The organism is Streptomyces caniscabiei (assembly GCF_014930365.1).
In the GTDB taxonomy this organism is placed as follows: Bacteria; Actinomycetota; Actinomycetes; order Streptomycetales; family Streptomycetaceae; genus Streptomyces; species Streptomyces caniscabiei.
Map to the genome: position 1 here is coordinate 148,339 of NZ_JABXWI010000009.1, position 23,737 is coordinate 172,075.

At 73.1% G+C, this 23,737-nt stretch carries 18 protein-coding genes; 11 read left to right on the forward strand and 7 right to left on the reverse strand.

The features are described from left to right. Nucleotides 1-163: 163 nt before the first annotated feature. The 3 genes from HW837_RS24925 to HW837_RS49655 form a co-directional block, all read right to left on the reverse strand. Nucleotides 164-862, reverse strand: a complete 699-nt coding sequence (locus HW837_RS24925; protein ID WP_093789180.1) for a class F sortase — start codon at nt 860-862, stop codon at nt 164-166. Nucleotides 863-1,059: 197 nt separating this feature from the next. Continuing rightward, a complete protein-coding gene (locus HW837_RS24930) occupies nt 1,060-1,587 on the reverse strand; it encodes a hypothetical protein (protein WP_060884797.1) in 528 nt (175 codons plus the stop codon). A gap of 943 nt (nt 1,588-2,530) precedes the next feature. Beyond that, entirely contained in the window at nt 2,531-4,333 is a 1,803-nt protein-coding gene (locus tag HW837_RS49655; protein ID WP_193380068.1) for a sigma-70 family RNA polymerase sigma factor, read from the reverse strand. Between the two features lie 401 nt (nt 4,334-4,734). On the opposite strand from HW837_RS49655, the gene HW837_RS24940 reads away from it, so the two are divergent. The 3 genes from HW837_RS24940 (at nt 4,735) to HW837_RS24950 (ending at nt 7,308) form a co-directional block, all read left to right on the forward strand. Next, the gene (locus HW837_RS24940) at nt 4,735-5,175 is read left to right on the forward strand and encodes an SsgA family sporulation/cell division regulator (protein ID WP_078853434.1); all 441 of its coding nucleotides are present in this window, start codon (nt 4,735-4,737) and stop codon (nt 5,173-5,175) included. Nucleotides 5,176-5,383: 208 nt separating this feature from the next. Further along, complete coding sequence (locus tag HW837_RS24945) at nt 5,384-6,406, forward strand: permease (protein WP_371271410.1); 1,023 nt, start codon at nt 5,384-5,386, stop codon at nt 6,404-6,406. Then, on the forward strand, nt 6,403-7,308 hold the full coding sequence (locus tag HW837_RS24950) for a TIGR03943 family putative permease subunit (protein WP_193380067.1): 906 nt from the start codon (nt 6,403-6,405) through the stop codon (nt 7,306-7,308). Before HW837_RS24945 ends, HW837_RS24950 begins: the two co-directional genes overlap by 4 nt. A gap of 14 nt (nt 7,309-7,322) precedes the next feature. Here the strand turns inward: HW837_RS24950 and HW837_RS24955 are convergent, their stop codons facing one another. Next, nucleotides 7,323-8,966, reverse strand: a complete 1,644-nt coding sequence (locus HW837_RS24955; protein WP_093789183.1) for a M4 family metallopeptidase — start codon at nt 8,964-8,966, stop codon at nt 7,323-7,325. A 172-nt stretch (nt 8,967-9,138) separates the two neighbouring features. Here HW837_RS24955 and HW837_RS24960 point away from each other — a divergent pair, with 172 nt between their 5' ends. Further along, nucleotides 9,139-9,618 carry a gamma-glutamylcyclotransferase family protein gene (locus HW837_RS24960; protein ID WP_093789184.1) on the forward strand — a complete coding sequence of 160 codons (480 nt, stop codon included), beginning with the start codon at nt 9,139-9,141 and terminating at the stop codon, nt 9,616-9,618. Here HW837_RS24960 and HW837_RS24965 read toward each other — a convergent pair. Continuing rightward, a complete protein-coding gene (locus tag HW837_RS24965; RefSeq protein WP_193380066.1) occupies nt 9,607-11,793 on the reverse strand; it encodes a glycoside hydrolase family 36 protein in 2,187 nt (728 codons plus the stop codon). The two genes, HW837_RS24960 and HW837_RS24965, sit on opposite strands and share 12 nt — an antisense overlap. 120 nt (nt 11,794-11,913) lie before the next feature. On the opposite strand from HW837_RS24965, the gene HW837_RS24970 reads away from it, so the two are divergent. Further along, nucleotides 11,914-12,465 carry a GAF domain-containing protein gene (locus tag HW837_RS24970; protein WP_193380065.1) on the forward strand — a complete coding sequence of 184 codons (552 nt, stop codon included), beginning with the start codon at nt 11,914-11,916 and terminating at the stop codon, nt 12,463-12,465. Between the two features lie 30 nt (nt 12,466-12,495). On the opposite strand, the gene HW837_RS24975 is transcribed toward HW837_RS24970, so the two are convergent. After that, a complete protein-coding gene (locus tag HW837_RS24975) occupies nt 12,496-14,610 on the reverse strand; it encodes a molybdopterin oxidoreductase family protein (protein WP_045557422.1) in 2,115 nt (704 codons plus the stop codon). 296 nt (nt 14,611-14,906) lie between these two features. Here HW837_RS24975 and HW837_RS24980 point away from each other — a divergent pair, with 296 nt between their 5' ends. Next, nucleotides 14,907-15,392 (forward strand): hypothetical protein, encoded by a 486-nt coding sequence (locus HW837_RS24980; RefSeq protein ID WP_196789421.1) that lies wholly within the window; start codon nt 14,907-14,909, stop codon nt 15,390-15,392. 64 nt (nt 15,393-15,456) lie between these two features. Here HW837_RS24980 and HW837_RS24985 read toward each other — a convergent pair whose 3' ends face one another. Further along, nucleotides 15,457-16,089, reverse strand: a complete 633-nt coding sequence (locus HW837_RS24985; protein ID WP_078853433.1) for a SanA/YdcF family protein — start codon at nt 16,087-16,089, stop codon at nt 15,457-15,459. A gap of 361 nt (nt 16,090-16,450) precedes the next feature. Between HW837_RS24985 and HW837_RS24990 the strand changes: the two genes are divergently transcribed. The 5 genes from HW837_RS24990 (at nt 16,451) to HW837_RS25010 (ending at nt 23,689) form a co-directional block, all read left to right on the forward strand. Next, the gene (locus HW837_RS24990) at nt 16,451-17,311 is read left to right on the forward strand and encodes a sirohydrochlorin chelatase (RefSeq protein WP_193380064.1); all 861 of its coding nucleotides are present in this window, start codon (nt 16,451-16,453) and stop codon (nt 17,309-17,311) included. A gap of 129 nt (nt 17,312-17,440) precedes the next feature. After that, complete coding sequence (locus tag HW837_RS24995) at nt 17,441-18,769, forward strand: deoxyguanosinetriphosphate triphosphohydrolase (protein ID WP_045557418.1); 1,329 nt, start codon at nt 17,441-17,443, stop codon at nt 18,767-18,769. Nucleotides 18,770-18,873: 104 nt separating this feature from the next. Further along, nucleotides 18,874-20,139, forward strand: a complete 1,266-nt coding sequence (locus HW837_RS25000; RefSeq protein ID WP_045557417.1) for an NAD(P)/FAD-dependent oxidoreductase — start codon at nt 18,874-18,876, stop codon at nt 20,137-20,139. 114 nt (nt 20,140-20,253) lie between these two features. Beyond that, nucleotides 20,254-22,155, forward strand: a complete 1,902-nt coding sequence (dnaG, locus tag HW837_RS25005) for a DNA primase (protein WP_193380063.1) — start codon at nt 20,254-20,256, stop codon at nt 22,153-22,155. Between the two features lie 214 nt (nt 22,156-22,369). Continuing rightward, nucleotides 22,370-23,689 (forward strand): RNA polymerase sigma factor, encoded by a 1,320-nt coding sequence (locus HW837_RS25010; protein ID WP_045557415.1) that lies wholly within the window; start codon nt 22,370-22,372, stop codon nt 23,687-23,689. The last annotated feature ends 48 nt before the right edge of the window (nt 23,690-23,737 follow it).

Here is a 23,737-nt window from a genome sequence, read left to right on the forward strand (position 1 = left end):
GACGGGCCGGCGCACGGGCGGGGGCGCGTGCCCCGGGGCGCGGTGCCGTAGGTCACGTCGGAAGCCGCCGTGCGCGCTTCTGGCGGGCCGTCGGCGGCTGCGCGGTCGGCTCGTTCGTGGCCGTCGGCGGCTGCGGGGTCGGCCTGCTCCTGGCCGTCGGCGGCTACGTGGTCGGCTCGTTCGTGGCCGGTGGCGACGCGGCCGTCCGGCTGCCGGTGAGGTGGGCGAAGGCGACCACGTTCCCCTGGTAGCCGGTCGCCCGCGAGTATCCGCCGCCGCAGGTGATGACCCGCAGCTCGGGCCCCGGCGCGGCCCCGTACACCTTCTCGTCGGGGAAGTCCCGCGCCTCGTACACCTCCACCGCGTCCACCGTGAACACGGCCGTCCCGCCGTCCCGCCGGTCCACCTCGACGGTGGCGCCCCGCCGCAGCGCGCCGAGGCGGTAGAAGACGGCGGCACCGTCGGCGTTGTCCACGTGCCCGGCGACGATCGCGGTGCCGCGCTCGCCCGGGGTCGTGCCGGCCTCGTACCAGCCCGCGAGGTTCTCCTTCTCGGCGGGCGGGACGTCGAGGCTGCCGGTGGGCGTGAGCCCGAGTCCCATGAGCGGCGCGTCGACGCGGAGGGAGGGGATGCGGATCCGCACGGGTGGGGAGGGCGGCAGCGCGACGGCCGGCCGACCGCCGTCGGCCCGGTCGCTCCCCGTGCCCGAGGTCCCCGAGGCACCGCCCGGCCGGCTGTGGGCCTGCGCGGCCGACGGCTGCGGCGGAGCGTGCGACGCGGTGCCGTCGTGCAGCAGCCACGCCCCCGTACAGAGGGCCACCACGGTGACCCCGGCTATGACGGCATCGGCGAGCCCACGCACCAGAAACCTCCTCGACCCCCTCGACCCCCTCGACCCTCTCAACCCCTGGATTCCTCGACCTCCTCATGGGCCGACGGGCGCCCGAGGGCGCGCCGCGAGCCTGGTCCCCGTGTTCCTCCCCTCCGGGTCGAGGGGCGTCGGGCCCGGAGGGGAGGAGGGGACGGCGGTACCGGCGGACGGACGGCGGAGGGTGTCCGTCAGATCCCGTCGCCTCTCGCCCGGCGATGCAGGAGCCAGGTACCGCCCGCGGCGGCGACGGCCAGGGCCGCCACACCCGCCGCGGTCTGCACGGGGTCGGGGCCGAGTGCGCCGCCGACCCCCGTCTTCACACTGCCTCTCGGATACGTCGGCTGCCCGGTCAGGGTGCCGTTGAGCGAGACCACCAGGTCGCCGGTGATCCGACCGTCCCCGTCCGTGCAGGCAGCGACGATCTCGTACGTCCCCGGCTGCGCGCTCGGCGGCACCTCGAACCGCCCGCCGAGCCGCTGCCCGGCGACGGGGGTGAGCGAGAAGGAGCCGGCGCCGACCGCGCTGGCGTCCCCCGTGGCCGTACCGCCCGCGCCGCAGGCCGTCGTACGGACGGTGACCTCGTCGCCGGGGACGACGGTGGCGGGGGACAGTTCCAGCAACTCGGTGCCCACACCGCCGTACGCGGGCGCGCCGGCGAGGGCCGCGAAGGCGAGGGCGAGCGCGGTCGTGGTCAGCGGCCGGGCGGTACGTCGCATCGTGCTGCCTCCTCCGAGAGTCCTCCGTTCCCTTCCGAGATAAGTGGCTCTCCGGCCCGCGCGCTTGCTGATGGGGCGTCAGAAATGAGGTGAACGGGTGTCAGGTGGCATGCGGCAAAAGCCGGAATGCCGGGCGTTTGGGCAGGTCATGGGGCTGAGCGCGAGGAGTGCGGGCAAACGGGGAGCACCGGGTGCCGGTCGGGGGTGTGAACGGGTGACCGGGGGCTGCGAAGCGCCCCGGCGCGCCGGCGGGCGGGGACTGCCGGACACGCCTTCACCTCAGGCGCGGAGGGCGGCGGAGCGGGGCGCAGACCGGGGGGCGAGCGGGGGCCGCCCGAGCGGGGGTGCGCACCGGGGGCCGGGCGGGAGCGGGGGTGCGCATGGCGGGGCACGCACCCCACTCGGGCCCCGCTCGGACCCCTGACCCGCCCTCCCCGTTCGCACCTCCACGCCTCCCGGGGGGTGCGAACGGGGCGCAGTCCAGGGGTCCGAGCGGACTGCCTACCGGGGGTGCGAGCGGGGGTGCGCATGGCGGGAGGCGTGGAGGTGCGAACGGGGGGCAGGCCGGGGGTCCGAGCGGACTGCCTACCGGGGGGTGCGAACGGGGGCGCGCATGGGGGACCGTGGAGGTGCGAAAGGGGGCGCAGGCCAGGGTCCGAGCGGGGGTGCGCACCGGGGGTGCGACGGGGTGCAGGCCATGGGCCCGAGCGGACTGCCCACCGGGGGTGCGAACGGGGGGCGCGCATGGGGGACGTACGGAGGTGCGAACGGAGGTGTGAACGGGGGGCCAGGCCAGGGGCCCGAGCGGACTGGCTACCGGGGGGTGTGAACGGGGGTGCGCATGGGCTGCGTGTGGGGGTCGAAGGGGCGCAGCCCCTGGGGATGGGACGGGTAGGGGCGGCGGGGGCGAGGAAACCCCACGCCCCCGCCGCCCCCCTCGACATCAACAACCGCCTCCGGCCCCATCCCCCGGCTGCTCCGGGCCCGCCTCGACGGGCGGTACAGACGGTGCCTCCTCGGCGGGCGGTTCGACGGCGGGCGGGGCTTCCTCGGTGGGCGGCTCCACGACCGGCGGTGCCTCCTCGGTGGGCGGCTCGGCGACGGGCGCTTCCTCGGCAGGTGGTTCCGCGACCGGCGGGGCTTCCTCGACGGGCGGCTCGGCGACGGGCGGTGCTTCCTCGGTGGGCGGCTCGGCGACGGGCGGGGCTTCCTCGGTGGGCGGCTCGGCGACGGGCGGTGCCTCCTCCACGGGCGGCTCCACGACGGGGGGAGCTTCCTCGGCAGGGGGTTCCGCGACCGGCGGCGCCTCCTCGGCAGGCGGCTCGACCAGGGGCGGCCCTTCCTCCACCGGCGGCTCGACGACGGGCGGCGCTCCCTCCACCGGCGGTTCCCCAACAGGCGGCGCTTCCTCGGCAGGCGGCTCGACCACGTGCGGCGCTTCGTCCACCGGCGGCTCCTCCACAGGCGGCGCCTCCACCACCGGCGGCACCTCCGCGGACGGCCCCTCCTCCACCCGCGGCTCCACCCCAGCCCCAGTCGGTTCCTCGCCCCCCGGCTCCTCACCCCCCGGTCCCGCACGCCCCGGCAAGTCAGGCACACCCACTCCCAGCTCGCCCCCCTGCTCCCCGCCCCCGGCCCCGCCCGCACCCTCCACACGCGGTGAGACCACCACGTCCGTGAGCACCCCCCGGTGCTCGACGACATCGGGAGACAGGACCTCGGGCCGATGCGGCGCGGGCGCCTGCGCGACCGGCATCCGCTGTGCCGGACCCACCCCGGAGTCGAGGGGCCCGAGAACGACGCCGGCCACGACGGCGGCGGCAGCCGCGGCCGCCCCGACCGCCGCCACGGTGGGCACCTTCACCCCACCCGCACGTCCGCCCGCCCCACTCGCCGCCTGCCGCACGGCGTGCAGCCACTGGCCACCCCCGTGCCCACCCGCGGCACCGACGACCGCGGCCGTACCGGCGGAGCCCCCCGTGAGGGCCATCAGCAGCTTGCCCCCGCCCCCGCCCACGACGAACACCAGCAGAGCCGGACCGACGAACGCGGGCAGCCGGTCGTTCGTGCGCATCAGCTCGGCCAGTCGCGCCCGGCAGTCGTCGCACGCGTCCACATGGCTGAGCAGTTGCTCGGACTGCCGAGCGGTCGCGGTGCCGCGCACGTACGCCGGCATACGCCCCCAACGCACCTGGCACGCCGGATCGATCGGCGCCCCCGGCTGCTCGCGCAGGAACGCCTGGCGCATCCCCTCGCGCGCCCGGTGCAACAGCACCGCCGTCGCACCCTGCTTCGCGCCGATGCGCTGCCCGACGGCCTCCAGCGGATGCCCCTCCGCCTCGGCCAGCCACAGCGCCTGGACCCACCGGTCGGGCAGCTGCCCCAGCACCCGCACCAACAGGTCGACGGAGGAGACCTGTTCGGCGGGGTCGGCGCCGTCGGCCACCCGCACATCGACCTCGACCCGCTCGGGTGCCGTCGGATCGAGCGGCGTCTCCCGCGCGGCGGTGGAGCCCGCCGCCGTCGCGAGGTGCCGCACCGTCGTCATCAGGTAGGCGGGCACGTTGTCGATCTCGTGCCCTCCGGAGAGCCGCCGCCACACACGGAAGTGGGCCTCGGCGACGAGGTCTTCGGCGGTCCAGGAGTTCCGCGTGAGGGAACGCGCGTACGCGACGAGGCGCGGATGCTGTTCCTCGTAGATCCGGGTGTACGCGGTGGTCGCGGACCCGGACGGGCCGTCGGTCATGGCGGGAACGCTCTCCAGTCGCGTGCTGCTTGAGGGGGCAGGACGATTTTGTATGTGGAGATGACATAAATCTCAAGTAGTTACGCAAAGTGACATTCATCACAGCGGGTAACTTCGAAAGCGGCGTAATACATGGGGGCTTGGCGCGGTCGACAGGGTGTGTCGCCCGAAGAAGCATCAGACGAACGCATGAACCCACAGCATCCGAGCATCCGAAAAGCCCGAGCCGCGTGAAGAAGCCCAAGCGCCCGAACCGCTTGATCCGCCTGACGTGCCTGAACCACCGGAACTACCTGAAGCACCTGACGTACCTGAAGCACCTGACGTACCTGAAGCACCTGCACCACTTGACGCGCCCGCATCGCCCCAACCGCCCGACGCGCCCGAACAGGAGACCGCCCATGCCCGCCGCCCGGCCCGCCCGCCCGACGCCTCCCGCACTGGAACAGAGCGCCCGTGCCCGCCTGATCACCCCCGACTACGACGAGATCCCGGTCCGCACCACCCTGCGCTACACCCCCGACGACCCCTTCGCCGTGCACATCGACTTCCCCTCCGGCGCCTCCGCCGACGACGCGGACGTCACATGGGCGTTCGCCCGCACCCTCCTCGCGGAGGGCCTGACCGCCCCGGCCGGGATCGGTGACGTACACCTGTGGCCCTGCGGCCCGGCGCACACCGTCGTGGAGCTGCACTCGCCGCACGGCATGGCCATGATCCGCTTCGACACGCCCTCGCTCCGCCGCTTCCTGCACCGCTCGTACGCCGTCGTCGCGCTCGGCGGCGAGGACCTGGGGTCGGCTCTCGACGACGGCCTCACCTCTCTCCTGGGTGGGGTCTGAGACGTCGGCCCGGAGCGCCCGCTATGTTCGATCCGATCGTGCGGACGTTCGGAGTGGGCATGCGGAAGACAGAGAGACCGGCCGACGGGCCCGGACCGGGACCGGGGGCAAGACCGTGAGCGGGGCCGCGAGCAGGACCTCGACCGGCACCCCGGCCGGAGCGGCCTTCGCCGACGCGGTGAACGATGACGCGGTGAGCGCCGACGCGGTGAACGATGACGCGGCCGGCGACGACGCCGACGACGCGGGCCCCCTCGACCGGCCCGGCGGCCCCACCTGGCCCCGGCACTGGCCCCTGCTGCTCCTCGGCGCGGCCGTCGTCCCCGGTGTCGTGCTCTTCGTGGTGGGGCGGTGGATGGAGGAGCCGGCGCTTCAGGCATGGCGGACCGTCTGTCTCTCCATCACCGTGCAGGCGCTGCCGTTCCTGCTGCTCGGGACGGCCCTGTCCGGTGCCATCAACGCCTTCGTCCCGGCGCGGGTGTTCACCCGGGTGCTGCCGAGGAGGCCGGCGCTCGCGGTCCCGGTCGCCGGTGCCGCCGGCGTGGTGCTGCCGGGCTGCGAGTGCGCCTCGGTGCCGGTCGCGCAGAGCCTGATCCGCCGGGGGGTCGACCCGGCCGCCGCCTTCGCGTTCCTGCTCTCCGCCCCCGCCATCAACCCGATCGTCCTGACCGCCACGGCCATCGCCTTCCCCGGCAGTCCCGCGATGGTGCTGGCCCGGCTGCTGGCCTCCCTCGTCACCGCCGCCGCGATGGGCTGGCTGTGGCTCTGGCTGGGGCGCGCGGAGTGGCTGAAGCCGGTCGCGCGGCAGACGGGACACCGGCCCGGACAGAGCCGCTGGAACGAGTTCCGGACCGGCTTCCAGCACGACTTCCTGCACGCGGGCGGCTTCCTCGTCGTCGGCGCGATGGCCGCGGCCACCTTCAACGTCCTCGTCCCGCGTACCGTGCTCGACACCTTCGCCGGCTCGCCCTGGCTGTCGGTGCTGTTCCTCGCCGCGCTCGCCATCCTTCTCTCGGTGTGCTCCGAGGCGGACGCCTTCGTCGCCGCCTCCCTCACCGGGTTCTCACCCACCGCGCGGCTGACCTTCATGGTGGTCGGTCCCATGGTGGACCTGAAACTGATCGCCCTGCAGACCGGCACCTTCGGCCGGGCCTTCGCGGTCCGCTTCTCGGCCGCGACGGTCGTCGTGGCGATCCTGTGCAGCGTCCTGATCGGAGCCGTACTCCTGTGAAACGACCCCTCCAGGCGCTGCTGCTCCTCCTCAGCGGCCTCGGCCTCCTGCACGCCACGGTCGTCACCGACGACTACACGAGGTACGTCAAGGAGGGCATGCACCCCCTCCTCGTGGCCTCGGGCGCACTGCTGCTCGTCCTGGGCGCGGCGGAGTCCTGGTCCCTGTGGAAGGACGGCAGGAACGAAGGAAAGGCCGCCACCGCGCCCGACACAGTGAGCAACGCCCCCGGCCACGACGACACCCCCGACCCCGACGATGCCCACGCCCACGCCCCCGGCCGCGACGACACCCCCGACGGCCGAGACGACCACGGTCACGACCACGACCACGACCACGGTCACGACCACTCCACCCCGCCCCGAGTCGCCTGGCTCCTGCTCCTCCCCGCGCTGAGCCTGCTCTTCTACGCCCCGCCGGCCATCGGCGCGTACACGGCGTCCCGGGAGGCGCCGAAGGCGGTGGCGGTCACGGACCAGGACGACTTCGACCCCCTGCCGAAGACCTCACCGCTCCCGATCACCCTCACCGACTTCACCGCCCGGGTGCAGCAGGACCGCGACCGGGCCATCGACGGCCGCGTCGTCGAGATGACCGGCTTCGTCACCCCCGACAAGGGCGCGTCCGACAAGGGCGGGTCCGGCAAGGGCGACGGAAACCCCGGCTGGTACCTGACCCGCGCCATCTTCAGCTGCTGCGCCGCCGACGCCCAGTTCGTGAAGGTACGTGTGCACGGCGCCCCGCCCCCGCCCGCCGACACCTGGGTGGCCCTCACCGGTACCTGGCACCCCGCCGGCACCCTCGGCACGAGTTCCGCCGAGGCCGCCGTCGACGCCCGCACCGTCAAGAAGGTCCCCCGCCCGCCCAACGCGTACGCCGACGCCCTTCCCGTCACCGGCTGACGGCCAGCCACCGGTCAGACCACGGCCACCGCACTCCACGCCGCCGCCACCGCGGCGCGCTCCGCGCTGTCCGGCCCGTACAGGTCCCGCGCCGCGTTCAGGGTCGCCGTGCGCGCCCCGGCGTAGTTCGTGGACGAGGTCATGTAGACGGTCAGCGCCCGGTACCAGATCGCGCCCAGCCTGTCCTTGCCGATGCCGGTCACCGTCGAGCCGTCGCAGGTGGTGCTGGAGTGCGTGACGCCGCCGATGGTCTTGGTGCCGCTGCCCTCCGCGAGGAGATACGCGAAGTGGTTCGCGACGCCCGAGGAGTAGTGGACGTCCAGGTTCCCCACCGTCGGACTCCAGCAGTCCGCCGAGGAGCCGTCCTTGCTGGGCCGGTCCATGAAGCGGAGCGCCGGCTTCCCGAAGCCGGGGCGGACGATCTTCTCGCCGACGAGCCAGTCACCGGGGTCGGAGGCGTTGTCCGCGGAGAACTCGACGAGCGTGCCGAAGACGTCCGAGGTGGCCTCGTTGAGCGCGCCCGGCTCGCCCGAGTAGGTCAGGTCGGCCGTCGCGGAGGTGACACCGTGGGTCATCTCGTGGCCGGCGACATCCAGCGAGACGAGCGGGCCGAGCTGGGTCCCGTCACCGTCGCCGTACGTCATGCAGAAGCAACTGTCGTCCCAGAAGGCGTTGTTGTAGCCGTTGCCGTAGTGGACCCGGTTGTACGAGCCCCGGCCGTCGCCGGCGATGCCGTTCCGGCCGTGGACCTTCTTGTAGTAGTCCCAGGTGGTGTCAGTGCCGTACTGCGCGTCGACGGCCGCCGTGGCGCGGTCCGCCGTCGTGCCCGTGCCCCAGTGGTTGTCGGCGTCGGTGAGGAGCGTCGCGGGGGCGCGCCGGACGCAGATGCCGAGGACGCACAGGTCGGTCTGGTTCGCGGCGTCACCGGTGTACGTGCCGCCGCGGGTGGGGTCCTTGAGCTGGTACGCCGACCCGGAGACGGTCGTCTCCAGCGGAACCGTGCCGCCGTAGAGCGACTTGCCGTCGCCCGCGGCGCTCTCCAGCGCGTCCCAGGCGTCGATCTGGCCGCCCGTCGTGGCGTCCGTGAGGACCGTGCGGGCGACCGGGTTGCCGGCCTCGTCCCGGGCGAGCGCGTGCGTCCGCCAGGCCAGCCGGGGGGTGCCGTGCAGGGCGTCGACGACCAGCCCGGGCTTCGACGTCAGCCCGCGCAGTGTCTCGCCGACGTTCGCGGCGCGCAGCGCGGCGCCGGCGATGTCGGCGGCCCGCGGCGCCTTGACGACGGGGGTGACGCCGGGGACGTCGAGGGCGCGCGTCGTCGCCCTGCTCGCGCTCCGGAACTCGCCGTCGGGAGCGAGATGGACGACGAAGTCGCCGCCGAGCACCGGGAGTCCGCGGTAGGCCCGGTCGTAGCGGACGTGCTGCGCGCCGTCCGCGTCCACGATCACGTCCCGTACGGTGGTCCTCTGGGCGGAGGTGAGCCCCAGGCTCGCCGCGCGCTCCCGCAGGACGTCGGCGGCATGGGCGATCGCGGTGCTCCGAGCGGGTCTGCCGGCGGCCCCGGCGGTGGGGGTGAGCGTCGCCGCCAGCAGTGCGGCGGCCGCGACGGCGGTGCCGGTGGTGGCGGGGTGCGGACGTCGGAGGTGCCGTATCCGGCTCATCTGTCTCCCAGGGACGAGGGGCGACGGTGGTCGTGGGGCCGACCACGGATCCCGTCAGATTTAAGTGGGCATGACAGGGTGCGGTCCAGGGGCGTCGGCTGGGGGATGTGTGAGGGGTGAGAATCGTTTCTGCAAAGAGTCCCCACACCCCTGGAGAGGAGAGACGACAGCGGTGCTCCCCTTCTTCGTCTACGGCACCCTCCGCCCCGGCGAGCCCAACCACGACCTCTTCCTGCGCGGCCGCACCGTCGCGGAGGAACCGGCCCGGATGCGCGGCATGGCGCTCTACGACGGCCCCGGCTACCCGTACGCGGTCGAGAGCCTCGCTGACGGTGACGGTGACGGTGGCGGTGCAGGTGACAGGGCCGGCGACGGGGCCGGGCGGGGGCGCGGGGGAACGGGCGAGGTGAGCGGCGAGATCGTCACCGCCGCCCCCGAGGAGTACGCCGAACTCCTGCGCGTCCTCGACCAGTTGGAGGAGTACGCCCCGGGAGACCCGGCGAACCTCTACGAGCGGGTGGAACGCCCCGCCACCCTCGCCGACGGCACGGTCGTCCGCGCCTGGGTCTACGTCGCCGCCCCGGCCGTCGCGGCCGGACTGCGGGCCAGGGGGAAGCCGATCGAGAGCGGGGACTGGCGTCTACGCGGTTGAGGTCCGCCGCAGCCTCAGCAGGACGACCGACGGGGCGTCCGGCATGCTGACCCGTAGCTCGGAGCCGTTCCACCGCGCCGTGGCCGTCGTCGCCCTCGGGTGCAGGATCTCCACCCGTACGTCCCCCGGGCCCGACCTGGGCGGTGTGAAGGACCGTTCGGTGTCTCCGCCCCGGCGCCAGAGCGTCACGTACACCGGGCCAGGGCCCGCCCCCGGCTGTCTCAGCCCCAGCGCGATCCAGTCGTCCGACCAGCCCGGCAGACCCAGGGGCCAGCAGGGCACGGCGGTGCGCAGATCGCCCCGGATCGACTTGTACGTGTCCAAGGCGTCCCGCACCAGACCGAGTTGACGTTCCGTCATGCGATCCAGGTGGCCGGACAGATGGACGCGGCCGAGGAGCGCGGAACCGAGGGTGAAGGCGATCTCCTCGTCGGTGCAGGACGGTTGCGGGTAGGCCCACACGGCGCCCTGCTCCGGCGGCACGGCGGTGGGGGCGGCCGCGGCGATCGGCGGACAGCGCAGGGGATCCTGCTGGTCGGAGGTGGACTGGAGCTGGGCCACCGCGAGCGAGGCACCGTCCATCCGCATGCCGCCCGAGGCGCAGTTCTCCACGACCAGACCGGGGTGGCGGTCCAGGATCGAGGACAGCCAGGAGAGCCAGGCCCGGGAGTGGGCGAGGTGGGCCGGTGCCGAGGTGGTGATGTTGTAGTCGAGTTTGAGGTAGCCGACGCCCCACTCGCCGACCAGGCGGTCCACCGTCCGGTCCAGCTGGGCCCGGGCCGCCGGATGGGTCAGATCCAGCTGGTGGCGGCCCTGTTCGGTCACCCGGGTGCCGTCCTCGTGGCGGAGGAAGGCCTCGGCGGGCAGCTCGGCGGCGAGCGGACTGCGGACCCCGACCACCTCGGGCTCCAGCCACAGCCCCGGCACCATCCCGCGCTCCCGGATCCGGTCGAGCACGACCCGGATGCCACCCTCACCGGGGAACCGCCGGACCGACGGCAGCCAGGCCCCCACACTGTCCCACCAGCCCCCGACCGGGCCGGCGCCCTCCTGCCCGTCGCCCGGTGCCCCTTCACCGCCCGCACCGCTGTCGTCGTACCACCCGGCGTCCACGCAGAAGTACTCCGCGCCCACCTTCGCCGCCGCGTCGATCAGCGGGAGCAGTTTCTCGGTGGTGGGGTCGCCCATCAGGGTGTTCATGTAGTCGTTGTAGATCACCGGGAGCCGGGTGTGGTCCGGGTGCGGGCGGCGTACGAGCCGGCGGTAGGTGGTCAGCGCGGCCAGGGCCCCCTCGAAGCCGTCGCCCAGGGCGAGGGCGGCCCACTCCGTGGTGAACTCGGCTCCTGGCCGGAGGACTTGGCGCCACTGGTGCTCGTCGTGGGTCGGTCCGCCGAGCGCCAGACACGTCCGGCCCGCCGACTCGCCGGCCTCCCAGACCCAGCTGGACGCCGACTCGATCTGCCACAACCAGCCGCGGCCGTCGCCACGGTGCCGGAGCCCGCCCATCGCGAGGTGCCCGTCGGTGGGCCAGCTGCCGCGCCCGGCGAGGCGGGCCGCCGCGTGCCCGCCGCCGCCGTGCAGTTCGTGGCCGACGTCGGGCACGGAGTCCCGCAGCGGCTCGGCGTACCAACGGCACTCCGCGAGCCAGTCGTTGCGCGCCCGCAGGACGGACAGCTCGTCGGGGGAGGGGAGCCCGCCGAGGAGCAGACTGCCGACGGAGCGCACGGTGACCGGCTCGGAGCCGTCGTTGCGCAGCCGGACCCGGGAGCGCAGCACGGGGATGCCGTCCGGGGAGGCGTACTCGACGAAGGCGGTCGACCCGGTCGCCGGATCGTGGAGTTCGAAGGTCAGCCGATGCCATCGCACGCGGTCACCGGAGTCGCAAGTGGAGTGGTGGGACCGGTACGCCAGACGGGAGCCGATCGCCGTGCCGGTGAAGCGGGGTCTCGCCCAGCCGGTGCCGGCACCGAGCAGGACCAGGTCGACCAGGGGCAGGGCGGGGCCGGTCCCGGGCTCCTCGGGGCCGGGCTCGGGGTCGCCGGGGCGACGCACGCACAGCAGCCGGGGCGTGTCCCCGCTCAGGTCGAAGTCGGCGGTCAGCGCGGAGTGCCCCCAACGGTAGGAGAGGCTCCACGGGAACGAGTCGGTCCACTGGTGACGGTCGTGCTGCGGCATGCGAACCCCCGGGTCGACCACACAGGATCTACGTAATCGAGAGTATGAATGTTCAAGCAGGTGGGGTAACGATGTCGATCACGACAGCGGCACCTGAGCCGCGAGCACGAGGAGCCCCCCATGCACGAAACCGCCTCGAACGAGACATCCCTGAACGAGACCGCACCGAACGACACCTCACCGAACCAGACCGCCCTGAACGAGACCGTCCTGAAGAACGCCCGCCCCGAAGTCGACGCGTGGCTCGCCGAGTTCGTCGCACGCAACGCCGGCTTCGCCGGCTCCGTCCACCTCGCCGAGCCCGCGGAGCCCGCCGAGTCCGCCGAGTCCGCCGGGGAGGGCGAGATCGTCCTCGTCGCCTCGTACAACCTGCCGGTCTCGGTGCGCAACGGCACCGCCGTGATACCGATCGGCAAGGGCATGGCGGGGACGGCCGCGCAGCGCCGTGAGCCCGTCGCCGTCTCCGACTTTCAGACCGACACGACCGGCGTCGCCGTCCGCGCGGGCCGCGCCGCCGGTGCCATGGGCTCCCTCACCCTCCCCGTCTTCGACCCGGCGGACGACACCCTCGTCGCCGTCGTCGGGATCGGCTTCACGGAACGCCGTGACTTCACCCCCGAGGAGACGGCGAAGTACTCCGAGGACGCGGCCACGGTGCGCATGATCCTCTGAGCCTCCCGACCCCGCTCGGGCCGGCCCGCCCTACTTCCCCACCGCCTCCACCCGCACCGCGCAGGTCTTGAACTCCGGCATGCGGGAGGTGGGGTCGAGGGCGGGGTTGGTGAGGGTGTTGGCGCGGCCCTCGCCCGGCCAGTGGAACGGCATGAAGACCGTGTCCGGGCGGATGCCGGTCGTGATGCGGGCCGGGGCGACGGCCCGCCCCCGGCGGGAGACCACGGCAACCGGGTCGCCCTCGGCCGCGCCGAGCCGCTCGGCCAGCCGCGGGTGCAGCTCCACGAACGGCCCCGGCGCGGCGGCGTTGAGCTCGTCGACCCGCCGGGTCTGGGCGCCCGACTGGTACTGGGCGACCACCCGCCCGGTGGTGAGCAGCACCGGGTACTCCGCGTCCGGTTCCTCGGCCGCCGCCCGGTGCGAGACGGGCACGAACCGGGCCCGGCCGTCCTCCGTGGCGAACCGGTCGAGGAAGAGCCGCGGTGTCCCGGGGTGCACCTCGGCGGGCGGTACGGCCCCCGCCTCGGCCGTCGGTGTGGGGCAGGGCCAGAACACCCCGTTCTCCTCGGCCAACCGCCGGTAGGTGATGCCCGAGTAGTCGGCGGGCCCGCCCGCGCTCGCCCGGCGCAGCTCCTCGAAGACCTCCTCGGGGTCGGTCGAAAAGCCCTTCTCGACGCCCAGCCGGTCGGCCAGTTCGCGCATGATCTCCAGGTCGCTGCGGACCCCGTCGGGAGCTGTGATCGCGCGCCGCCGCAGCAGCACCCGGCCCTCCAGATTGGTCATGGTGCCGGTCTCCTCCGCCCACTGCGTCACCGGCAGGACGACGTCCGCGAGGGCCGCCGTCTCCGACAGCACGACATCGCACACGGCCAGGAAGTCCAGCGACTTGATCCGGTCCTCGATGTGCGCGGCGCGCGGCGCCGACACCACCGGGTTGGAGGCCATCAGCAGCAGCGACTTGATGTCGGTGCCGAGCGCGTCCAGCAGCTCGTACGCGCTGCGCCCCGGCCCGGGCAGGCTGTCGGGGTCCACGCCCCAGACCTCGGCGACGTGCCGCCGCGCCTCGGGGTCGACCAGCTTGCGGTAGCCGGGCAGCTGGTCGGCCTTCTGGCCGTGCTCGCGCCCGCCCTGCCCGTTGCCCTGCCCGGTGAGGCAGCCGTACCCGGACAGCGGCCGGCCGGCGCGGCCCGTCGCCAGCGTGAGGTTGATCCACGCGCCGACGGTGTCCGTGCCCTTGGACTGCTGCTCGGGCCCGCGCGCCGTGAGCACCATCGCGTGCTCGGGCTCGCAGAACAGCCGTACCGCCTCGCGGAGTTCGGGAACGGACACCCCCGTGATCCGTTCCACGTACTCCGGCCAGTGCGCCATGGCCGCCGCCCGGGCCTCCTCCCATCCGCTGGTCCGCTCGCGGATGTACTCCTCGTCCACCCGCCCCTCGGCCACGATCAGATGCAGCAGGCCGAGGGCCAGGGCCAGATCGGTGCCGGGGCGCGGGGACAGGTGCAGGTCGGCCTGTTCGGCCGTACGGGTGCGGCGCGGATCGATGACGATCAGCGTGCCGCCGTTCTCCTTCAGCTCGGTGAGATAGCGCAGGGCCGGCGGCATGGTCTCCGCGAGGTTCGACCCGACGAGGATCACGCACCCCGTCCTCGGGATGTCCTCCAGCGGGAACGGCAGCCCCCGGTCCAGCCCGAACGCCTTGATCCCGGCGGCGGCCGCCGAGGACATGCAGAAACGGCCGTTGTAGTCGATCTGTGAGGTGCCGAGCACCACCCGGGCGAACTTGCCCAGCGCGTAGGCCTTCTCGTTCGTCAGTCCGCCGCCGCCGAACACTCCGCACGCGTCCGGGCCATGTTCCGTCCGCGTGCGGGTGAGCCCCTCGGCGATCCGGTCGAGTGCCTCGTCCCAGGAGGCGGGTTCCAGGTTGCCCGCCCTTCTGACCAAGGGACTGGTCAGCCTGACCCGGGACGAGAGCACCGCCGGCGCCGTACGGCCCTTGCCGCACAGCGCTCCCCGGTTCACCGGGAAGTCCGCGCGCTCCGTGACCACTACGACCCCTTCGGTCCCGTCCGCACCGGGCGTCAGGTTCATCCCGCACTGCAGGGCGCAGTACGGGCAGTGGGTGGGCGTCGCGGAGTTCGGCATACCGCTCAGCGTGCGTCGCACGTGTTACGCGCCGGGACGCCCCTCGTTACACGACCGGCACGGGGACCTCCCGGCGGCCTCGGGCCCGGCGTGAGGAAGCGTGCCGCCGGATGTCGCGATTCTGTCACCGTATGCGGTCACCCTGCTCCTTTCCGTCCATGCGTTCGGGCCGCGCGTGCTAAGAACTACGGGCGCCGCAGACACGGGAGTCGTGCCGCGAACCCCGTGTGGCGTACGACCTGTCACCCGGCCCGTGACGCGGGCCGCCGGGGGAAGAGGACCATCACGTGAACCGTATGCGCACCACCGCCGCCGTCCTGGGTGCCGTCGGCGCCCTGACCGCCACCCAGCTCGGCCTCGCCGGGGCCGCCTCCGCGGCGCCCCAGGCCGCCGGCTGCCCGATCGAACTCAGCTCGCCGAAGAACTTCACCCTGGACGCGAAGAACCGGGTGCAGGGCGGCCTCTACTTCGCGCTCAAGAACAAGAGCAAGACCGCGAGTTTCAAGGACGTCAGCCTGAAGGTCAGCAAGCCCGTCAACCTGACCTTCACCTACGCCACCGCCACCAAGGGCAGCAAGATCACCAAGCGGACCTCGAAGGTCGCCACCGTCTACACCAAGACCCTGAAGAAGAAGGGCACCACCGGTCTGCGCATCAGCGCCTACATGACCAACCGCAAGAAGCCCTACGAGGTCCGCTTCACCGTCCACGGCAAGACCGCCGCGGGCAAGACGTGGGGCTGCGCCGTGGACCAGGGCTGGTGGGGCAGCATCAAGCACTGAGGCCCTTCGAGCACTGAGGCCCGTCGAGCACCGAGGCCCGTCGAGCACCGAGGCCCTTCGGGCGCTAAGGCGCTTCCGTGGGCGTCCGTCCCGCCGACGCGAGCGCCTTCTCGACCCCCGTCTCCTCCGGTCCGAGGAAGCGGGGGTCCGGCTCGAACAGGGCGTCCAGGGAGGCCTTGCCCGCCGCGAACAGCTCCCGGGTGGCGCCGTAGTACCAGGTCGCGTCGTGCCGGTCCTGGACGCCGACGCCGTACGACTCGACGCCCGCCTCCTCGCACAGCGCGACCGCCCGGCGTATGTGGAAGCCCTGGCTGATGAGCACCGCCCGGTCCACGCCGAAGATCTTCTTGGCGCGGACGCAGGAGTCCCAGGTGTCGAACCCGGCGTAGTCGCTGACGATCCGGTCGTCGGGCACGCCGTGCTCGGTGAGGTAGCCGCGCATCGCGTCCGGCTCGTCGTACTCCACCCGGCTGTTGTCCCCGGTGACCAGGACCACCTTGATCCGGCCCGACCGGTACAGCTCGGCCGCCGCGTCCAGCCGGCGCGCCAGGTACGGGGACGGCTCGCCCTGCCACAGCCCGGCGCCGAAGACCATCGCGACCTCCGTGCGCGGCGCGTCGGCCGTGGTTCGCAGCCGGTCGCCGGCCGCCGTGAACATCCAGGTCGAGGGCAGCAGCGCCAGCACGCACAGCAGCATCACCGCCTGCACGGCCCGCCGCCGCCCCGCCCGCGTCCGCGGCAACCGAACGGCGCGCGCGACCCGCCTGATACGCCTCACTGCGCCCCCGTCCCGTCGGACCCGCTCATGTGTCCTGCCACGCGTCCCGCTATGTGTCCTGCGTGTTTCCGGCGGGCCCGTCCGTGCCCGCCCTCCCGACCAACGAAGACGTCATCCGCGGAGATCCGGTTCACCGCCCAGCGTGACAAGCTTCACTCGAACGAGTTGAAATGCCAGGTCACGGAGGTTCACACACCCGTACCGCGCGCGGTGAAGCGCTGGTAAACACCCGTCACCACCGTGCAACGGGAAGGCAATGTCCTCCCGGCACCATCGGTGCATGACGGCGACGACGAGCAAGTCGAACGCGGACCTCGACAGTACGGCGCACATCATGAACCTGATCAGTGACCAGCTGGCCACCCAGCTCAGCCTCGTCTCCCGCGACGGGACCCGGCGCCCCGCCCCACCGGCGCTCGTCCTGGTCGCGCACGGCAGCCGCGACCCGCGCGCCCTGGCGACCGTGCGCACCCTCATGGACCGCGTCCGCGAACAGCGCCCCGGCCTCACCGTGCGTCTCGGCCACATCGAGCTGAACGAGCCCCTGCTCCCCGACACCCTCGCCGCCCTCGGCGACCGGGAAGCGGTGCTGGTCCCCCTCCTCCTGAGCCGCGGCTACCACGTCAAGCAGGACATCCCCGAGATGGCCGCCGCCGCCGAGGCCCGCACCCGTCTGGCCGCGCCGCTCGGCCCGCACCCCCTCCTCGTCGAGACCCTGCACGCCCGCCTCGTCGAGGCCGGCTGGCGCACCCGGACGAGCGAGGCGCACCGCCGTACGAGCGCCGTGGTGCTCGCCGCCGCGGGCTCCCGCGACCCCGAGGCCGCCGAGGACACCGGCCTGACGGCCCGCCTCCTCGCCGACCGCCTGGGCGTCCCGGTCGTCCCCGCCTACGCCTCGGCAGCCACCCCCACGGTCCCCGAAGCCGTCCGCACCCTCACCGCCCAGGGCCGCACGCGCATAGCCCTGGCCTCCTACTTCACGGCCCCGGGCCGCTTCGCCAGAGAGTGCGCGGAAGCGGCCCCGGGCATCACCGCGGCCCCCCTGGGCGCCCACCCGTCGATGGCGAACCTGATCCTGCACCGCTACGACGAGGCCCTGACGACCGGCACCAGGCCGCTGCCGCTACTGGCGTCAGCGTAGAAGGAACGCGCACCCCGAAGGGGCGCGGGGAACTGCGCGAGAAGCCCCACCCACCCGCACCCGCCAAAGAACCGAACCCGGCAGCCGAGTAGGCACCCTTTTGTCACACCCGCCCCGTACTGTCGAATCATGGAAGGCACCACACCCCCCAGCCCCCACACCCCGCCCACCCACGACACCCCGGCCGCCACCTACCCCCCGCCCTCCGCGGAGCGCTACGCCCCGGAGCCCGACAAACGCCCCGGCCGCACCGCCTTCCAACGCGACCGCGCCCGTGTGCTGCACTCCGCGGCCCTGCGCAGACTCGCCGGCAAGACCCAGGTCGTCACCCCCGGCACCCGCACCCACGTCTGGGACGCCAGCCCCCGCACCCGCCTCACCCACTCCCTGGAGTGCGCCCAGGTGGGCCGCGAGCTGGGCGCCGCCCTCGGCTGCGACCCCGATCTCGTGGAGGCCGCCTGCCTCTCCCACGACCTCGGCCACCCCCCGTTCGGCCACAACGGCGAACAGGCGCTCAACGAATTCGCCGAGGACTGCGGCGGTTTCGAGGGCAACGCCCAGTCCCTGCGGCTGCTGACCCGCATCGAGCCCAAGCGCTTCGTCCGGTCCCCGGAGTCGGGCGACCTCGTCAGCGTCGGCCTCAACCTCACCCGCGCCGCCCTGGACGCCGCCACCAAGTACCCCTGGCCGCGCGGCGGTCACCCCACCGACCCCGCCTCGCCCAAGTTCGGCGTGTACGACGACGACCGGCCCGTCTTCGACTGGGTCCGCAAGGACGCCCCCGGCACCCGCACCACCTTCGAGGCCCAGGTCATGGACTGGTCCGACGACGTGGCGTACTCCGTGCACGACGTGGAGGACGGCCTGCACGCGGGCCACATCGACCCCAACTGCCTGCACGCGGACCCCGAACGCCAGGCGGTGTTCGAGGTGGCCCGCGGCCGGTACGTCCCCGCGGACACCGACCCGGCCGAGCTCGCCGAAGCCCTCGACCGCCTCCTCGACCAGGAGTGGTGGCCCCACGGCTACGACGGGACGGCCGTCGCCCAGGCCCGGTTGAAGGACGCCACCAGCCAGCTCATCGGCCGCTTCTGCCTGGCCGCCGAGGGCGCCACCCGGCAGGCGTACGGCGGCGGCCCCCTCACCCGGTACGCCGCCGAGCTGGTCGTCCCGCGCGAGGCGCGGCTGGAGTGCGCCGTGCTGAAGGCCGTCGCCGACCGCTATGTGATGCAGCGGGACGAGCAGGAGCGGCTCCGTGCCGACCAGCGCGTCGTCGTCGCCGAACTGGCCGAGGCGCTCACCGCCCGCGCCCCCGAGGGACTCGAACCCCAGTTCCGCGCGCTGTTCGACGCGGCTCCGGACAACCGTGCCCGCAAGCGGGTGATCGTCGACCAGATCGCTTCCCTGACCGACACCTCCGCCCGCGCGTCACACGCGAGACTGACGGGTCGGATGTGACGAAAACGTGACCCTGCGTGGCCTGATCGGGTCACTACCTCTTCCCGCATCACGCTCCGTGCGGGACGCTCGCATGTGGACGCACCCTTAAGAGGAGGCATCAAGTGGTCGACGCGGATCAGACATTCGTCATCGTCGGAGGCGGTCTCGCCGGCGCGAAGGCGGCCGAGACGCTCCGAGCGGAGGGCTTCACCGGCCGCGTGATACTGATCTGCGACGAACGCGACCACCCGTACGAGCGTCCGCCGCTCTCCAAGGGCTATCTGCTCGGCAAGGAGGAGCGCGACAGCGTCTTCGTCCACGAGCCGTCCTGGTACGCGAGCAACGACATCGAACTCCACCTGGGCCAGACCGTCGACGCGATCGACCGCACGGCCAGGACCGTCCGCTTCGGCGACGACGGCACCCTCGTCCACTACGACAAGCTGCTGCTCGCGACGGGCGCCGAGCCCCGCCGCCTGGACATCCCGGGCACCGATCTCGCGGGCGTCCACCATCTGCGCCGCCTCGCCCACGCCGAGCGCCTCAAGGGGGTCCTCGCCGCCCTCGGCCGGGACAACGGCCACCTCGTCATCGCCGGCGCCGGCTGGATCGGCCTGGAAGTGGCGGCCGCGGCCCGCGAGTACGGCGCCGAGGTCACCGTCGTCGAGCCGGAAGCGACCCCGCTGTACGGCGTCCTCGGCCCCGAGCTGGGCAACCTCTTCGCCGAGCTGCACCGCGAGCACGGCGTCCGCTTCCACTTCGGCGCGCGGCTCACCGAGATCGTCGGCCAGGACGGGATGGTCCTCGCGGCCCGCACGGACACGGGGGAGGAGCACCCGGCGCACGACGTCCTCGCGGCGATCGGCGCGGGTCCGCGCACGGGCCTGGCCGAAGCGGCGGGGCTGGAGGTGGCCGACCGGTCCCAGGGCGGCGGCATCCTGGTGGACGCGGGGCTCCGTACGTCCGACCCCTCCGTCTACGCGGCCGGCGACGTCGTGTCCTTCCCGCACGCCCTCTTCGACACCCGCCTGCGCGTCGAGCACTGGGCCAACGCGCTCAACGGCGGACCCGCCGCCGCCCGCTCCATGCTCGGGCAGGACGTCACGTACGACCGGGTCCCGTACTTCTTCTCCGACCAGTACGACCTGGGGATGGAGTACTCGGGGTGGGCGCCGCCCGGCTCGTACGACCAGGTGCTGATCCGGGGGGACGCGGGGAAGCGGGAGTTCATCGCGTTCTGGGTGAAGGAGGGACGGGTGCTGGCCGGGATGAACGTGAACGTGTGGGATGTCACTGAGCCGATCCAGAAACTCATCCGGTCCCGGGCGCGGGTGGATGTGGAGGCGCTCTCGAATCCCCAGGTACCGCTGGAGAGTCTGATCGCCTAGACATCCGTGGGGTGGGGCGCGAGGACGAGTGCGGGCGGTATGTGGTTGCTCGCGCGGTTCCGCGCGCCCCTTCCGCAGCGCGGCCATGTCAGTAGGTCACCGTAGAATCTCCGCGTGGCAGGACGGATCAACGACGAGGACGTGAAGGCGGTACGGGACGCGGTCCCGATCGACGCCGTGGTGTCCGAGTACCTCCAGCTGCGCAACGCGGGCGGCGGGAACCTCAAGGGGCTCTGCCCGTTCCACGACGAGAAGTCGCCGTCGTTCCAGGTCAGCCCGAGCAAGGGGCTCTTCCACTGCTTCGGCTGCCAGGAGGGCGGCGACACCATCACGTTCGTGATGAAGGTCGACCATCTGTCCTTCTCGGAGGCCGTCGAGCGCCTCGCCGGCCAGGCCGGCATCACCCTGCGCTACGAGGAGGGCGGGTACAACCCCTCCCACCAGCGCGGTGAACGCATCCGCCTGGTCGAAGCGCACAAGATCGCCGCCGAGTGGTACGCGGAACAGCTCGCCACCGCCCCCGAGGCCGACACCGGCCGGATCTTCCTTGCCGAACGCGGCTTCGACCAGGCCGCCGCCGTCCACTTCGGCGTCGGCTACAGCCCCCAGGGCTGGGACCACCTCACCCGCTTCCTGCGCGGCAAGGGCTTCACCGACAAGGAACTGCTGCTGTCCGGCCTCTCCCAGGAGGGCCGCCGGGGCCCGATCGACCGCTTCCGGGGCCGTCTGATGTGGCCCATCCGCGACATCGGCGGGGACGTGGTCGGCTTCGGCGCGCGGAAACTGTACGAGTCGGACAACGGGCCCAAGTACCTCAACACCCCCGACACGGCGATCTACCGCAAGTCCCAGGTCCTCTACGGCATCGACCTCGCCAAGAAGGACATCGCCAAGGCCAGCCGGGCCGTCGTGGTCGAGGGCTACACCGACGTCATGGCCTGCCACCTCGCAGGCGTCACCACGGCCATCGCCACCTGCGGCACGGCCTTCGGCGGCGAGCACATCAAGATCCTCCGCCGGCTGCTGATGGACAACGGCTCGGCCCGCGTGATCTTCACCTTCGACGGCGACGCGGCCGGCCAGAAGGCCGCCCTGCGCGCCTTCGAGGACGACCAGAAATTCGCCGCCGAGACGTACATCGCCATCGCCCCCGACGGCATGGACCCCTGCGAACTCCGCCTGGCCAAGGGCGACGAGGCCGTCGCCGAACTGACCGAACCCCGCACCCCGCTCTTCGAGTTCGCCCTCCGCCAGATCGTCGCCCGCTACGACCTGGAGACCCCCGCCGGGCGCGCCGCCGCCCTCGACGAGGCCGCGCCGATCGTCGCCCGCATCAAGAACAGCGGCGCCCAGCACGAGGTCGCCGTGCAACTCGCCGGCATGCTCGGCATCCTCGACACCCAGTTCGTCGTCAAGCGCGTCGCCCAGCTCGCCCGCTGGGCCCGCGACCGCGGCGGCCAGGGCCCCGCCCCGGCCGCCCAGCGCGGCGCGCAGCCCTACGAGTCCACCGCCCGGCCCCCCTCCGGCCCGGCCCTCACCCTGCGCAACCCGGTCTTCGCCACCGAGCGCGAACTCCTCAAACTCGCCCTGCAACGGCCCGAGTTGGTCGCCCCCGCCTTCGACGCCTACGGGGTCGACGAGTTCACCGCCGCCCCGTACGCGGCCGTCCGCGAGGCGATCATCGAGGCGGGCGGCGTGGAATACGGCGCCGAGGACCCGCAGGAGTACCTGGTCCGGGTCCGCGAGGCGGCGCCGGACGACACCGTGCGGGCCATGGTGACCGAGCTGGCCGTCGAGGCGATCATGCGCAAGAAGGTCGACGAGGTGTACGCGGGCGACCAACTCGTCACCGTACGCCGCCGGGCCGTCGAGCGCCGGGTGCGCGACGTCCAGGGCAGCCTGGCGCGGGCGGCCGCCCAGGGCGACCCCGCCCAGCTGGCCGCCGTACAGAACGAGTTGTGGGTCCTCCAGCAGTACGACCAGGCACTGCGGGAGCGGGGCGCGGAGGCGCTCTGATCCGGTGCCGACGCGCGCCCCCGGCCGCGCACGTCCCCGGAGCACATGCCAATCCACGCCGGAGCCACCCCGCTCCGAACGGCCCACGAGCGGTGCACGGCCCTCCCAGCAGCGCACTCCTACGGCACGGTAACCGTGCGGTCACGGCCCGGACGCAAAAAGTCACCGCACGCCCCTCGTGGTGGCTGTGTGTCGTACTCCACACTGGGTTCCGGTGCCTGAGTCCTCGGAGCGCGGCCGACCCGTCCCCCACGGGTCCGAGATCCCCGCGGTTCCGCTCGATGAGTACGGGATGGACGGCGGAGAGGCCGCCCGCGCCATCCCAGACGTACCGCTGCCGTACGCCCTGGCAGCGACATTCCTGGAGGTCGCCCCCGTGCAGACCCAGACCCTCATACAGAACGACACCGGTACGGCCATCGGTACCGACGGCTCGGAGCCGGCCGCGGAGACCGATGTGATCACCGCGGTGCCCGCCCAGAGCCGCGCCGCGCACCACCCCGAGGCGGCCACCGACGGCCCGCCCGACCTGGACGAACCGCCTGCCGCGGCGGTCGAGGCCCTGGAGACGGCCGAGCCCCCCGAGCCCGTGGAGCTGCCCCGCGCCCGCCCGGACACCAGCGGCCCCTCCTCCGACCTCTTCCGCCAGTACCTGCGCGAGATCGGCCGCATCCCCCTCCTGACGGCCGCGGAGGAAGTGGAGCTGGCCCGCCGCGTCGAGGCCGGCCTCTTCGCCGAGGAACGGCTCGGCAACGCCCCCGACCTCGACACCCGGCTCGCCCTCGACCTCGACCGGCTGGTCGTCATGGGCCGCATGGCCAAACGCCGCCTGATCGAGGCGAACCTGCGGCTCGTCGTCTCCGTGGCGAAGCGTTACGTCGGCCGTGGCCTGACCATGCTGGACCTGGTCCAGGAGGGAAACCTGGGCCTCATCCGGGCCGTCGAGAAGTTCGACTACGCGCGCGGCTACAAGTTCTCGACCTACGCCACCTGGTGGATCCGCCAGGCCATGTCCCGAGCCCTCGCCGACCAGGCCCGCACCATCCGGGTCCCGGTCCACGTGGTCGAGTTGATCAACCGGGTCGTCCGCGTCCAGCGCCGGATGCTCCAGGAGCGGGGTTACGAGCCCACGCCCGAGGAGGTCGCCGCCCACCTCGACCTGGCGCCCGAGCGCGTCAGCGAGGTGCTCCGCCTCGCCCAGGAACCGGTCTCGCTCCACGCGCCCGTGGGCGAGGAGGACGACGTGGCCCTCGGCGACCTCATCGAGGACGGCGACGCGACGAGCCCCGTGGAGTCGGCCGCGTTCCTGCTGCTGCGCGAACACCTGGAGGCGGTGCTGTCGACCCTCGGCGAGCGGGAACGCAAGGTGGTCCAGCTCCGCTACGGCCTCGCCGACGGCCGCCCCCGCACGCTGGAGGAGATCGGCCGCATCTTCGGCGTGACCCGGGAACGCATAAGGCAGATCGAGTCCAAGACGCTCAACAAACTCCGCGACCACGCCTTCGCGGACCAGCTGCGGGGGTATTTGGACTGAGGGGGCGTGTTGTCGGCCGCGGGTGCGTGAGGGCTGGTCGCGCAGTTC

Coding starts and splice junctions, on each gene's coding strand:
- HW837_RS24930 (WP_060884797.1), bottom strand. CDS start 1,587: ATGCGACGTACCGCCCGGCCGCTGACCACGACCGCGCTCGCCCTCGCC.
- HW837_RS49655 (WP_193380068.1), bottom strand. CDS start 4,333: ATGACCGACGGCCCGTCCGGGTCCGCGACCACCGCGTACACCCGGATC.
- HW837_RS24940 (WP_078853434.1), top strand. CDS start 4,735: ATGCCCGCCGCCCGGCCCGCCCGCCCGACGCCTCCCGCACTGGAACAG.
- HW837_RS24955 (WP_093789183.1), bottom strand. CDS start 8,966: ATGAGCCGGATACGGCACCTCCGACGTCCGCACCCCGCCACCACCGGC.
- HW837_RS24965 (WP_193380066.1), bottom strand. CDS start 11,793: ATGCCGCAGCACGACCGTCACCAGTGGACCGACTCGTTCCCGTGGAGC.
- HW837_RS24970 (WP_193380065.1), top strand. CDS start 11,914: ATGCACGAAACCGCCTCGAACGAGACATCCCTGAACGAGACCGCACCG.
- HW837_RS24975 (WP_045557422.1), bottom strand. CDS start 14,610: ATGCCGAACTCCGCGACGCCCACCCACTGCCCGTACTGCGCCCTGCAG.
- HW837_RS24980 (WP_196789421.1), top strand. CDS start 14,907: ATGCGCACCACCGCCGCCGTCCTGGGTGCCGTCGGCGCCCTGACCGCC.
- HW837_RS24985 (WP_078853433.1), bottom strand. CDS start 16,089: ATGCTGCTGTGCGTGCTGGCGCTGCTGCCCTCGACCTGGATGTTCACG.
- HW837_RS24990 (WP_193380064.1), top strand. CDS start 16,451: ATGACGGCGACGACGAGCAAGTCGAACGCGGACCTCGACAGTACGGCG.
- HW837_RS24995 (WP_045557418.1), top strand. CDS start 17,441: ATGGAAGGCACCACACCCCCCAGCCCCCACACCCCGCCCACCCACGAC.